The organism is uncultured Streptomyces sp. (genome assembly GCF_947488945.1).
Lineage (GTDB): Bacteria > Actinomycetota > Actinomycetes > Streptomycetales > Streptomycetaceae > Streptomyces.
On the sequence record NZ_CANLBS010000019.1, the window covers coordinates 83,618 to 95,822 of the forward strand.

11 protein-coding genes are annotated in these 12,205 nt (G+C 73.6%); 6 read left to right on the forward strand and 5 right to left on the reverse strand.

Annotated features, from left to right (window positions below):
• Nucleotides 1-85 precede the first annotated feature (85 nt).
• Nucleotides 86-1,087: a Gfo/Idh/MocA family oxidoreductase gene (locus Q0994_RS25985; RefSeq protein ID WP_299538901.1), complete on the forward strand. Its 1,002-nt coding sequence runs from the start codon at nt 86-88 to the stop codon at nt 1,085-1,087.
• A 28-nt stretch (nt 1,088-1,115) separates the two neighbouring features.
• Here the strand turns inward: Q0994_RS25985 and Q0994_RS25990 are convergent, their stop codons facing one another.
• Nucleotides 1,116-2,075, reverse strand: coding sequence for a DMT family transporter (locus Q0994_RS25990; protein WP_299538903.1), 960 nt, complete (start codon nt 2,073-2,075; stop codon nt 1,116-1,118).
• A gap of 341 nt (nt 2,076-2,416) precedes the next feature.
• On the opposite strand from Q0994_RS25990, the gene Q0994_RS25995 reads away from it, so the two are divergent.
• Nucleotides 2,417-3,247, forward strand: coding sequence for an aldo/keto reductase (locus Q0994_RS25995; protein ID WP_299538905.1), 831 nt, complete (start codon nt 2,417-2,419; stop codon nt 3,245-3,247).
• 105 nt (nt 3,248-3,352) lie between these two features.
• On the opposite strand, the gene alc is transcribed toward Q0994_RS25995, so the two are convergent.
• On the reverse strand, nt 3,353-4,510 hold the full coding sequence (gene alc, locus Q0994_RS26000) for an allantoicase (RefSeq protein ID WP_299538907.1): 1,158 nt from the start codon (nt 4,508-4,510) through the stop codon (nt 3,353-3,355).
• A 1-nt stretch (nt 4,511) separates the two neighbouring features.
• Nucleotides 4,512-5,879, reverse strand: a complete 1,368-nt coding sequence (gene allB / locus Q0994_RS26005; RefSeq protein ID WP_299539066.1) for an allantoinase AllB — start codon at nt 5,877-5,879, stop codon at nt 4,512-4,514.
• A 369-nt stretch (nt 5,880-6,248) separates the two neighbouring features.
• Here allB and Q0994_RS26010 point away from each other — a divergent pair, with 369 nt between their 5' ends.
• Both Q0994_RS26010 and Q0994_RS26015 read left to right on the forward strand, forming a co-directional pair.
• Nucleotides 6,249-7,055: an IclR family transcriptional regulator gene (locus Q0994_RS26010; RefSeq protein WP_299538909.1), complete on the forward strand. Its 807-nt coding sequence runs from the start codon at nt 6,249-6,251 to the stop codon at nt 7,053-7,055.
• Nucleotides 7,056-7,424: 369 nt separating this feature from the next.
• Complete coding sequence (locus Q0994_RS26015; RefSeq protein ID WP_299538911.1) at nt 7,425-8,021, forward strand: hypothetical protein; 597 nt, start codon at nt 7,425-7,427, stop codon at nt 8,019-8,021.
• Between the two features lie 144 nt (nt 8,022-8,165).
• On the opposite strand, the gene Q0994_RS26020 is transcribed toward Q0994_RS26015, so the two are convergent.
• Nucleotides 8,166-8,468 carry a DUF5955 family protein gene (locus Q0994_RS26020; RefSeq protein ID WP_299538913.1) on the reverse strand — a complete coding sequence of 101 codons (303 nt, stop codon included), beginning with the start codon at nt 8,466-8,468 and terminating at the stop codon, nt 8,166-8,168.
• Nucleotides 8,469-8,708: 240 nt separating this feature from the next.
• Between Q0994_RS26020 and Q0994_RS26025 the strand changes: the two genes are divergently transcribed.
• Together Q0994_RS26025 and aceB are read left to right on the forward strand one after the other, a co-directional pair.
• Nucleotides 8,709-9,317, forward strand: a complete 609-nt coding sequence (locus Q0994_RS26025; RefSeq protein ID WP_299538915.1) for a nucleotidyltransferase family protein — start codon at nt 8,709-8,711, stop codon at nt 9,315-9,317.
• Between the two features lie 264 nt (nt 9,318-9,581).
• Entirely contained in the window at nt 9,582-11,201 is a 1,620-nt protein-coding gene (gene aceB / locus Q0994_RS26030; RefSeq protein WP_299538918.1) for a malate synthase A, read from the forward strand.
• A 172-nt stretch (nt 11,202-11,373) separates the two neighbouring features.
• Here the strand turns inward: aceB and Q0994_RS26035 are convergent, their stop codons facing one another.
• Entirely contained in the window at nt 11,374-12,018 is a 645-nt protein-coding gene (locus Q0994_RS26035; protein WP_299538920.1) for a LysE family translocator, read from the reverse strand.
• Nucleotides 12,019-12,205 lie beyond the last annotated feature (187 nt).

A 12,205-nucleotide genomic window follows, 5' to 3' on the forward strand; every position in this document is an offset into this window, starting at 1 on the left:
GGCGAGGGGCGCGTCGCGGGCGGACACGGGGTCCGCGGGCCGTTGCACGCTTGACACCCGGGCGGGGCGCGGCCACGTTGAGGCCATGCGCATCGGACTGATCGGAACGGGACGTATCGGCACCTTCCACTCGCAGGTGCTGAGGCGCCATCCCGCGGTGGACGCCCTGGTGGTGGCGGACGCCGACCCGGTGCGGGCGGCGTCCGCCGCCGCCCGCACGGGGGCGGTCGCGGCACCGGTCGACGAGGTGTTCCGGCTGGGACTGGACGCGGTGGTGATCACCTCGGCGACCGCCGCGCACGCCGAGCTGATCGGGCGGGCCGCGGCGGCCGGACTGCCCGCCTTCTGCGAGAAACCGGTCGCGCTGGACCTGGCGGGCACGCTGGCGGCGCTCGACCGGGTCGACGCGGCCGGTTCGGTGCTCCAGCTCGGGTTCATGCGGCGCTTCGACGCGGGGTACGCGGCGGCGCGCGCGGCGGTCAGCGCGGGGCGGCTCGGCCGGCTGCACACCGTGCGCGCGGTCACCTCCGACCCGGCGCCGCCGCCCGCCGCCTACCTCCCGCTCTCCGGGGGCCTCTTCCGGGACTGCCTCATCCACGACTTCGACATCCTGCGCTGGGTGACCGGCCGCGAGGTGACCGAGGTGTACGCGACCGGGTCGGACGCGGGGCCCGCGATGTTCCGCGAGGCGGGCGACGTATCGACCGCCGCCGCGCTGCTGACCCTGGACGACGGCTCGCTCGCCACCGCGACCGCGACCCGCCGCAACGGCGCCGGGTACGACGTGCGGATGGAGCTGGCGGGCGACCTGGACCAGATCGCGGTGGGCCTGGACGACCGCACCCCGCTCACCTCCGTGGAGCCGGGGGGCCCGGAGGCACCGGTGAAACCCTGGTCCGGCTTCCTGGAGCGGTTCGCCCCGGCGTACGAGGCGGAGCTGGACGCGTTCGTCCGGGTGGTCGCGGGCGAGCTGGCCAACCCGTGCGACGGACGGGAGGCGCTGTACGCGCTGCGCGTGGCGGAGGCCTGCGGACTGTCCCTGCGGGAGCGGCGGCCGGTGGCGCTGGAGGAGATCGCGGCGGGCTGAGGGGCGGCGGTCGGCCGGCGGGGGCGCGTCAGGCCGTCGTCACCGGGACCGGTGCGGCCTTCTGCCGCGGTTTCCGGTCGGCGGCGTACCGGCCCCAGGCGGTGCCCGCCAGCACCAGCAGGGCGCCGGCCACACCGAGCGGCCCCAGCCGCTCCCCGCCGAGGGAGATGCCGACGACCGCCGCCCAGAGCGGTTCGGTGCCGAGCAGCAGGCTGACCCGGGACGGCGAGGTGCGGCGTACCGACCACATCTGCACGAAGAACGCGAAGAGCGTGCAGAACACCGCGAGGAAGAGCAGGCCGGCCCACTCGGCGGCGCCGAAGCCGGCCGCCACCGTCCAGGGCGCCGGGCCGGTGCCGGGGGCGGCGGCGAGCACGGCGAAGACCAGGACCGCGGAGCCCAGCTGGACGGTGGTCAGCGAGAGCGAGTCGGCGTCCCGTACCGACGTGACGCGGGCCATCGCCAGCACGTGGACGGTACGGGCGAGCGCCGCCAGCAGCATCAGCAGGTCGCCGCCGCACGGAGCGGTGAAACCGCCGCCCTGGGTCAGCAGCACCACCCCGGCCAGCGAGAGCCCGGCGGCCGTCAGGAATCCGGCGGCGGGCCGGGTGCGGGTGACCAGCGCCTCGGCGAGCGGGGTGAAGACCATGGTGAGGCTGATGATCAGCCCGGCGTTGGTGGCCGAGGTGTGCACGAGCCCGTAGGTCTCCAGCAGGAAGATCCCGCTGAGGACCAGGCCGAGCAGCCCCGCGCCGCGCCACTGGGCGGTGGTCAGCGCCCGGAGCCTGCGCCACCCGGCGGCGACGAGCACGGGCAGCACGATGGCGAAACGCAGGACGAGGACCGCGATCACCGTCCGGGCGGTGGTGATGCCGTGCGCGGCGAGGTAGCTCGACCCCCACACGACGGCGACGAGCAGGACGGGCAGATCGGTGCGCCAGGCGCGCGGCGCGGGCGCGACGGCGGACGGCAGGACGGCGGCGGACACGGGTGCTCCACGGGTTCGGGCGGTGTGGGGTGGAGACCTCGGCGGCTCGCACGGAGCGGTCAGGCTACCGGGAGGGTCCGCCCACCGGAATCCCCGTCCCAGGTCCGGGGCCGCCTCCCGCGCGTGTCCGGTGCGGCCCCGACCCCTGTCCGGGGTCGGGGCTGGCGCGTGTCCGGCGCGGTCCCGGAGGTTCGGGGGCGGGCGCAGCGGGGCAGGCGCGCCGCCGGGGCACGGCTGCCGGACCGCCTCTCCTCCGACGTCCGGCCCGCCCTGCCCCGTCCCGCCGCCGGTCCTACGCTGGCCGGGACGGTACGGACACGGACCAGGACGATTGGACGACCATGACCGGGACCCCCCTCCACTCCTTCAACGACGGCCGCACCCTCCCCGCCGTCGGCCTGGGCACCTACCCGCTGGACGACGCCGACGCCGAGAAGGCGGTGGCCGGGGCGCTCGGCCTCGGCTACCGGCTGGTGGACACCGCGCTGAACTACGGCAACGAGCGCGGCACCGGGCGCGGGATCGCGGCGTCCGGGGTGCCGCGCGACGAGATCGTCGTCACCAGCAAGGTCCCCGGCCGCCACCACGGCTACGAGGAGACGCTGGCCTCCTTCGAGGAGTCCCGGGCCCTGCTCGGCCTCGACCACATCGACCTCTACCTCATCCACTGGCCACTGCCGCGCGTGGACAGGTACGTGGACACCTGGAAGGCGATGCTCAAGCTCCGGGAGGACGGACTGGTGCGTTCCGTCGGCGTCTCGAACTTCACCGCCGAGCACATCGAGCGGCTGGAGCGGGAGACCGGCGTGCTGCCCGCGGTGAACCAGATCGAGCTGCACCCGCTGCTGCCGCAGGCCGAACTGCGCGCGTTCCACGAGTCCAAGGGCATCGTGACCGAGGCGTGGAGTCCGCTGGCCCGTGGCCGCGAGGTGCTGGAGGACCCGGCGACGGTGGCCGCCGCGCGCGCCCACGGGGTGACGCCGGGCCAGGTGGTGCTGCGCTGGCACACCCAGCTGGGCGTGGTGCCCATCCCGAAGTCCGCCGATCCGGGGCGGCAGCGGGAGAACCTGGACCTCTTCGGGTTCACGCTCACCGCCGAGGAACTGGCGGCGATCGGCGGCGGGAAGGAACACCGGTTCGGCGGGGACCCGGAGACGCACGAGGAGTTCTGAGCGGGCCGCGGCCGGCCGACAACCGGCGGCAGGGGCATCGCAGACGGCGCACGGCCGGAGGGGTGGCCGCGGGGATCCCGCGGCCACCCGTCGCCCCGCCGGTCGTCAGCCGCCGAGTTCCTGGTGGCGGGCGTTCAGCCGGGCCGTGCCGGACTCGGTCAGCGAACCGAACAGCCGCAGCCGGGAGATGCCGCCGTCCGGGAAGATGTCGATCCGCACGTGCGTCGCGGCGACCGGGTCGGCCAGCACGAAGCGGTGGTTGGTGTCCGGCTGGAGCCGGGTGCGGGGCAGCGCCTCCACCCACTCGCCGTCCTCGCCGTCGCGCACCGACAGGGCGGCCCAGCCCGCCGCGTTGCCCTTGAGGTAGGCGGTGTCGATCTCCACGGCCCGGATCTCGGACTGCTCCGCCAGCCGGTAGCGGATCCAGTCGTGGCCCGTGTCGCGCCGGCGGCGGGTCTCCCAGCCGTCGTCCATCTTCTGCGAGCGGCCCGGCCGGATGGTGTTGGTCGGCGGCGAGTAGAAGCGGTCGGAGGCGTCCTCGACCAGGCCGCCGTTCTCCAGGGCCGCCAGGTCGAAGGTGCCGAGCGCCCCGAGCCAGCCGGGGTCGGGGACGACCTCGCCGTACACCCGCAGCCGGGCGATCCCGCCGTCCGGATGCTGGGTGACCCGCAGGTGGGTGAAGTACTGCTCGGCGTCGACGGCGAAGCCGTTGGCCGCGTGCCCGCCGATCGGCGTACGGGGTACGAGCGTCGTCCACTTCACGTCGGGGGCGAGGAGTTCCTCGGGCGACGGGGAGCCGGGGAGCGCGACCGCCTCGACGGAGACGGCCTGCGGGTAGTTGCCCCGGAAGTGCGCGGTGTCCACGATCAGTCCGCGTACGACGCCGGGCGCGCCGAGCCGGACGAGCGCCCAGTCGTGGTCGTCGGCCTCGGGGTGCGGGCGGTCGGTGCCGGTGCCGCGCCGGCGGCGCGTCTCCCAGCCGTCCATGATCTTGCCCTTGTGGCCGAAGCGCTCGGGGTCGAAGACGGCGGAGCCGGGGTTGAGCAGGTTCTCGCGCTCGGCGAAGAACTCGTCGTTGGCGGCGATCACGCCGGCGCCGAGCCGCCGGTCGGCGAGGTCCACGAGGTGGTCGAAGGGGAATCCGCCGGGGCCGGGGGTGCGGTAGTCCGCGTACGGGTCGCCGCCGCCGAAGGGGCTGGCGTCGCCGGTGTAGTGCGGGGTGGCGGTGTCGCCGGTGGCGTGCGGGGTCACGGCTTCCGTCATGTCACGGGGTCCTTACGTCGATGGTGGGTTGGTTCCTCTCCAGGAGGCGGCCCGTGGGTTCGCCGTGGACTCCGTCGGCCACGATCCGCGTGCCGCGCAGCCAGGTGGACTTGACGACGCCGTACAGCGTCTTGCCCGCGTACGCGGTCACCTGGTTGCGGTGGAACAGGTGCGCCGGGTCGACCGTGAAGGTCTCGTCCGGGGCGAGTACGGCGAAGTCGGCGTCCCGGCCCGCTTCGACGGCCCCCTTGCGGGTGAGCCCGGCGAGCGCGGCGGGGCCGGAGGACATCCAGCGCACCACGTCCTCCAGGCCGTGTCCGCGTCGGCGCGCCTCGGTCCAGATGGCGGGCAGGCCGAGCTGGAGCGAGGAGATCCCGCCCCAGGCGGTGCCGAAGTCCGGGGTCTTGAGGTCGGTGGTGCACGGCGAGTGGTCGGAGACGACGCAGTCGATGGTGCCGTCGGCGAGCCCCTGCCACAGGGCGTCCTGGTTGGCGGCCTCCCGGATGGGCGGGCAGCACTTGAACTCGGTCGCCCCGTCCGGGACTTCCTCGGCGGTGAGGGTGAGGAAGTGCGGGCACGACTCGACGGTGATCCGCACGCCGCGCGCCTTGGCGGCGGCGATCAGCGGCAGGGCGTCGCTGGACGACAGGTGCAGCACGTGCACCCGGGCGTCCAGCCGTTCGGCGAGGGCGATCAGCCCTTCGATCGCGGCGTTCTCCGCGTCCCGGGGGCGGGAGGCGAGGAAGTCCGCGTAGGCCGGGCCGCCGCGCTGGGGAGCGGCTGCCAGGTGGTGCGGGTCCTCGGCGTGCACGATCAGCAGGCCGCCGAACCCGGCGATCTCGGTGAGCGCCCGGCCCAGCTGCTCCTGGTCCAGCTCCGGGAACTCCTCGACGCCGGACGGCGACAGGAAGCACTTGAAGCCGAACACCCCGGCCTCGAACAGGGGGCGCAGGTCCTTGGTGTTGGACGGGATCGCGCCGCCCCAGAAGCCGGTGTCCACATGCGCCTTGGGGCCGGCGACCGCCTGCTTGGTGCGCAGGTGGCCGACGGTGGTGGTGGGCGGGAGGGAGTTGAGCGGCATGTCGAGCAGCGTGGTGATGCCGCCGGCCGCCGCCGCGCGGGTGGCGGTCCAGAAGCCCTCCCACGCGGTGCGGCCCGGATCGTTCACGTGGACGTGGGTGTCCACCAGGCCCGGCAGCACCACGTGGTCGCCGACGTCCTCCAGCCGGGCGCCGGGGGGAGGCTCGGCGTCGTGCGGCAGGACCGCCCGGATCGTTCCGCCGGAGACGGTCACCGTCGCGGGGCGCGTCCCCTCCGGGGTGACCACGCGCGTCGAGCGCAGTACCAGTTCCACGTCCGCACCGGGCACCCGTGCTCCTCGTTTCGCCATGTCAGGAATCCCGGAGGCCGCCGCGAAGGGGCACGGTCCGGGATTTCAACGAACTGTTGAACGAACTGCTGTTGGAGTCTTCATCGGCGATTCCCCGCCGTCAAGACCCCACCCCGGCGGCCCACCGGGCACCGGGACAGCAGGGAACGCCGCCTCGCGCATTCCGTAAGGCAGAATCCTGTTTTCACCATACGGAACATGAGAGACTGGGGGAAGATCTCCGTCCCATCCGGCGCGCACCCCCGCCGAGGGCGCTGACCGGCAGGAAAGCACGGCCCGAGCAGTGCGTCGGGCACCGACCGCCCGGTAGGCTGCAGCCTTGCCCACCGCTTCGAAAGGATCGTTGACGTGCCGCCGTCCGACGCCAGCACCTCCGACTCCAAGCCCCTCGGCCCCAGCGGCGGGGTGCAGTCACTGGAACGCGCCTTCGACCTGCTGGAGCGGATGGCCGACGCCGGCGGCGAGGTGGGCCTGAGCGAGCTCTCCGCCAGCAGCGGCCTGCCGTTGCCGACCATCCACCGCCTGATGCGCACCCTGGTCGTCTGCGGCTACGTGCGCCAGCAGCCGAACCGCCGGTACGCGCTCGGTCCGCGCCTGATCCGGCTCGGCGAGTCCGCCTCCCGGCTGCTCGGCACCTGGGCCCGCCCCTGCCTCCAGCGGCTCGTGGAGGAGACCGGTGAGACGGCGAACATGGCGCTGCTCGACGGCGACGAGATCGTGTACGTCGCACAGGTGCCCTCGAAGCACTCCATGCGGATGTTCACCGAGGTGGGCCGCCGCGTGCTGCCGCACTCGACCGGGGTCGGCAAGGCGCTCCTCGCGCACACCCCGGCGGACGAGGTCCGCGCGCTGCTCGCCCGCACCGGGATGCCCGCCGCCACCGAGAAGACGATCACCACCCCGGACGGATTCCTGGACGCCCTGGAGCAGGTCCGCCGGGCCGGCTACGCGGTGGACGACAACGAGCAGGAGATCGGCGTCCGCTGCCTGGCGGTCTCCGTCCCCCACTCCCCCACCGCGGCCGCGATCTCCATCTCCGGCCCGGCCGGCCGCGTCACCGACGCCGCAACCGAGCGGATCGTGCCGATCCTCCAGCAGGCGGCCAAGGACCTCTCCGTGACCCTCAACGCGGGGACGGCGACCGCGGCGGAGTAAGGACGGCCGGAGTGACGGCCACGGGGTGACGGCTGCGGGGTGACGGCTGCGGAGCCTCGGTGCGGCGGCCGGTGACGCAGCCTCCGCGCGCCCCGTGCGTGTGGAGGGCGCACAGCGCGCGTCCAGGACACCCGGACACGCGCCCGGAACACCCCGCACGCGTCGGGCGCGCCCCGTGCGCGCGGTACGCCTCCGGTACCGGCGCACACCCGTGGACGCCCGGCTGCGGCATGCCGGAGAGTCGGAAGCCTCCCCGGACGGCCTCCTGCGGCACAGGGCCCGCACTGCGGTTCCGCGCCCACCGGACCCTCCCGCAAGGACGCCGTTCCCCGCAGGCCGTCGAGCCGGCCCGCAGCGAAAGGCGTCCTCATGGCACATCCGGCCCGAACTTTCCGCCGCAGTACCGGCCGACCCGGGTTTCGCACCTCGTTCTCCGGCGTCTGCGCCCTGCTGCTTCTCGTCGTCGGCCTGCTGGCCTCGGCCGGTCACGCGCAGGCGCGCACGAACGGCCTGCTCGACGTGACGTGCACCCCTCCCAGCAGTGCGAGCGTCACCTACAACCCGCCGTTGACCAACACGCCCCAGGTGAGCAGCGCTTCGCTGAACTGGCAGCTCGGCCCCTGCGTCTCCACCAGCGTGCCGGCACTCACCTCGGGCACGCACTCCGCGGTGAACCCGCCCCGGACACGCACCTGTCTGGAGCTCCTCAACACGGCCGCCGAGACCCGGACGATCACCTGGAACACGGGGGCCACCAGCACGCTGTCGCTGAACCGGACCACGACGGTCGCGGGCGCCGTGCTGGTCGTCACCTTCACCGGGACGGTGACCGCCGGCCTGTTCGCCGGGGACACCGTCGTCGCCACCCAGACCGGGCCCGCGACCGACATCCTGCTGTGCACCCTCGGCCTCGGCTCGGTCTCCGGCGTCTACGCGCCGATGGTCGTGGAGATCACGTCCGTCTGAGCCCGTCCTCCCGGCCCTCCGCGGCCGGCCGGGCGCGCTGACGGCGGCCTACGGGCGGCCGTGGTCCCGGACATCGGGGTCACGGCCGTCCGCGCCGTCGTGAGGCAGCCGGTCCGCCGTCGGCAGGCATCCCCGCGGCGGCCGTCACTTCCGCGGCGGCTCGCCGAAGAGGTCCACCGCGTTCCGCACGTCCCGCAGCGTCGTCGCCAGGGCGCTCACCGAGCCGATCGCTCCCGCGATCAGCAGCAGGGAGCGGCGCAGCCGCGGTATCTCCGGGACCCCGCTGACCGCCATGGCGTCCAGCGCGGCCAGTTCCTCCTCCGCGATGCCCCGGTCGGGGAAATCGGCGGGGTGACCGGCCAGTTCACGGCGGAGCCGGGAGACGGCCGTACGTAACTCCGTGACCCTCGGGTCCTCGCCGTTTCCGGTCACGCGCTTGTGCCCCACGCTTCGCAACAACCCGTTCCCCCCTCGTACGCCTGCGCGCCGATCGTGTCGGCCGTGCCCCGAAAACCTCGGTCAAGTGCTGCGGGATGCCCGCAAGTTAACGCCATCGAAGGTGAGTCGCGCCACTCTCCGAAGGAAAATCAGGGTTACCCCTGAGATCCCTCAGGGACACGGACAGTGAGGGACTCGGGGAAGCCGCGCCTGTCGCCCGTGCGGGCCGCGCGGTGGTATCCAGTCCCCATGTGCACTCCCCCCGGCACCCCCTCCGTCGCCGGCCTGCTGCTCGCCGCGGGCGGCGGCCGCAGGCTCGGCGGCCGGCCCAAGGCCCTGCTGCCCCAACGGGGCCGCCCCCTGATCGAACACGCGGTGCGCGTCCTGCGGGAAGGCGGCTGCGGTCCGCTGCACGTGGTGCTGGGCGCGGCGGCGGACGAGGTGCGGGAACGGGCCGATCTCGCGGGGTGCGCGGTGACCGTGAACCCCGACTGGGAACAGGGCATGGGGTCGTCGCTGCGGGCCGGGCTGGCCGCCCTGCGCGGCACCGGGGCGGACGCGGTCCTGGTGCTCCTGGTGGACCAACCGGGCATCGGCCCGGAAGCGGTGGCCCGTGTGCGTACGGCGTCGGGCGGTGCGCGCGACGCGCTGGTGGCGGCCTCGTACGACGGCGGGCGGGGGCACCCCGTGCTGTTCGGCGCCGACCGCTGGGAGGGCGTGGCGGCGACCGCGGAGGGCGACCGGGGAGCCCGCGCCTATCTGCGGGACCACCGCGGCGAGCTCACCCTGGTGGACTGCTCGGACGTCGCACTGCCCCACGACATCGACACACCCGAGGACTTGATCCGGCTGGAGTGAGCGCGTTCGGGCGACACCGGGCAGAAGCCCCGAAGGGGCGGTGGCACGCGGCGCCAACTCCGCCCGGACTCTGTCGATCCGAAGAGTCTCGACATCAACAAACCATTGAACTTCCACCATGAGGAAACTACTATCCACTGGTCAGAAGCCGTTCACCGACCGAACGGCTTCTCCGGCCCGCCTCCCGGCCCTCTGGCACCCGGTGCCGTTCGGCAGGTGGCGGCAAAGGCCCCGCACGCACCGCCGCAGAAGGAGTGACCGCTCATGTCCGCACCAGCGCCGTCCCCGCTGGCCATCGTCGACGCCGAGCCCCTGCCCCGCCAGGAGGAGGTGCTGACGGAGGCGGCTCTGGCGTTCGTGGCCGAGCTGCACCGCCGGTTCACGCCGCGCCGTGACGAGCTCCTCGCCCGCCGCGCCGAGCGCCGCGCCGAGATCGCCCGCACCTCCACCCTGGACTTCCTGCCGGAGACGGCCGCGATCCGTGCGGACGACTCCTGGAAGGTCGCGCCGTCGCCCGAGGCGCTCAACGACCGCCGCGTGGAGATCACCGGTCCCACCGACCGCAAGATGACGATCAACGCGCTGAACTCCGGTGCGAAGATCTGGCTCGCCGACTTCGAGGACGCCTCCGCCCCCACCTGGGAGAACGTCATCGGCGGCCAGCTCAACCTGACCGACGCCTACGAGCGCCGCATCGACTTCACCGACCCGAAGTCCGGCAAGACGTACGCGCTGCGCCCCGCCGAGGAGCTGGCGACCGTGGTGACCCGCCCGCGCGGCTGGCACCTGGACGAGCGCCACCTCCAGCTCGACGGCACCCCGGTCCCCGGCGCGCTGGTCGACTTCGGCCTGTACTTCTTCCACAACGCGCAGCGCCTCATCGACCTCGGCAAGGGCCCGTACTTCTACCTGCCGAAGACGGAGTCGCACCTGGAGGCCCGCCTCTGGAACGACATCTTCGTCTTCGCCCAGGACTACACCGGCATCCCGCAGGGCACCGTCCGCGCCACGGTCCTGATCGAGACGATCACCGCCGCGTACGAGATGGAGGAGATCCTCTACGAGCTCCGCGACCACGCCTCGGGCCTCAACGCCGGCCGCTGGGACTACCTCTTCTCCATCGTCAAGAACTTCCGTGACGGCGGCGCCAAGTTCGTCCTGCCGGACCGCAACGCGGTGACGATGACCGCCCCGTTCATGCGTGCGTACACCGAACTCCTCGTGCGCACCTGCCACAAGCGGGGCGCGCACGCCATCGGCGGCATGGCGGCCTTCATCCCGTCGCGCCGCGACGAGGAGGTCAACAAGGTCGCGTTCGAGAAGGTCAAGGCGGACAAGGACCGCGAGGCCGGCGACGGCTTCGACGGCTCCTGGGTCGCCCACCCGGACCTGGTCCCGATCGCGCTGGCCTCGTTCGACGCCGTCCTCGGCGAGAAGCCGAACCAGAAGGACCGGCTGCGCGAGGACGTGTCCGTCGCGGCGGGCGACCTGATCGCCGTCGACACCCTCGACGCCAAGCCCACCTTCGACGGCCTGCGCAACGCGGTCGCGGTCGGCATCCGCTACATCGAGGCGTGGCTGCGCGGCTCGGGCGCGGTGGCCATCTTCAACCTCATGGAGGACGCGGCCACTGCCGAGATCTCGCGCTCGCAGATCTGGCAGTGGATCAACGCCGACGTCGTCTTCGAGAACGGCGAGCACGCCACCGCCGACCTGGCCCGCAAGATCGCCGCCGAGGAACTCGCCGCCGTCCGCGCCGAGATCGGCGAGGACGCCTTCGCCGCCGGCAAGTGGCAGCAGGCCCACGACCTCCTCCTCCAGGTCTCGCTGGACCAGGACTACGCGGACTTCCTGACCCTCCCCGCGTACGAGCAGCTCCGCTGACCGACCGCCACGACGTCACCCGCAGCACGAGCGCCGCACCCCGCCCCGCGAAGGGGCGGGGTGCGGCGCCGCGTCGTGGGCGCGGGCAAGCACCGGTATTGCGGTGCAATCCCGGCGTTCGCAGGCGAGTTGGCCGGGACCGGGGCCGGTCGGACCGTCTTCGGCGGTCGGCTCAGGCGGAGACAGCCGTGCGGGACAGCGCGGTGCGCAGGGCGAAGACGCCGAGGAGGCCGCCCGCCGCGAACCGCTGGGCGGCCATGGCGCGGGGCCGGGCGGCCAGGAAGCCGGAGACGCGGGCCGCACCCAGCATGATCAGACCGTTCACACCGACGCCGACGACGATCTGCACCGCCCCGAGCTGGAGCATCTGCGCCCAGGCCGGGCCCGAGTGCGGGTCGAGGAACTGGGGCAGCAGGGCGGCGTACAGGAGGGCGATCTTGGGGTTGAGCAGGTTGGTCAGCAGCCCGGTGGTGAACAGGCGCGCGTCGGAGATCGGGGGCAGATCGCCCGCCGGGGCGAACGGCGAGCGCCCGCCGGGCTTGAGCATGCCCCAGGCGAGATAGGCCAGGTAGGCGGCTCCCGCGAGCTTGACCACGGTGTACGCCAGCGGCACGGCGGCGAACAACGCGGACAGACCGGCCGCCGCGGCCAGCAGGTAGCAGACGAAGCCCACGGCGGTCCCGCCGAGGCTGATCAGGCCCGCCCTGCGGCCCTGGGTGATGGCACGGGAGGCGGGGTGGATCATGTTCGGCCCCGGAATCAGGGCCATGCCCAGTTCGATCAAGGCCACGCCGGCAACCGCCGCCACTGTGATCACCGGTCGACCTCCAGGTCGTTCGCTCGGTACCGACGCGGAACAGGCCCGTCCCGCCGTGCCCGACGGGCCCGCCGCTCGTGCGGCGGCCGTCTCGCCCGCCGCAGCATACGGCCCGCGCGCCCGGTGGCTCCGCCCGCCTCCGACCGCGTGCCCGGCGCCTTTCCCCACCTCCGGCCGAGAACGTGAT

Coding starts and splice junctions, on each gene's coding strand:
- Q0994_RS26015 (WP_299538911.1), top strand. CDS start 7,425: ATGGCACATCCGGCCCGAACTTTCCGCCGCAGTACCGGCCGACCCGGG.
- aceB (WP_299538918.1), top strand. CDS start 9,582: ATGTCCGCACCAGCGCCGTCCCCGCTGGCCATCGTCGACGCCGAGCCC.
- Q0994_RS26025 (WP_299538915.1), top strand. CDS start 8,709: ATGTGCACTCCCCCCGGCACCCCCTCCGTCGCCGGCCTGCTGCTCGCC.
- alc (WP_299538907.1), bottom strand. CDS start 4,510: ATGACGGAAGCCGTGACCCCGCACGCCACCGGCGACACCGCCACCCCG.
- Q0994_RS25985 (WP_299538901.1), top strand. CDS start 86: ATGCGCATCGGACTGATCGGAACGGGACGTATCGGCACCTTCCACTCG.
- Q0994_RS25995 (WP_299538905.1), top strand. CDS start 2,417: ATGACCGGGACCCCCCTCCACTCCTTCAACGACGGCCGCACCCTCCCC.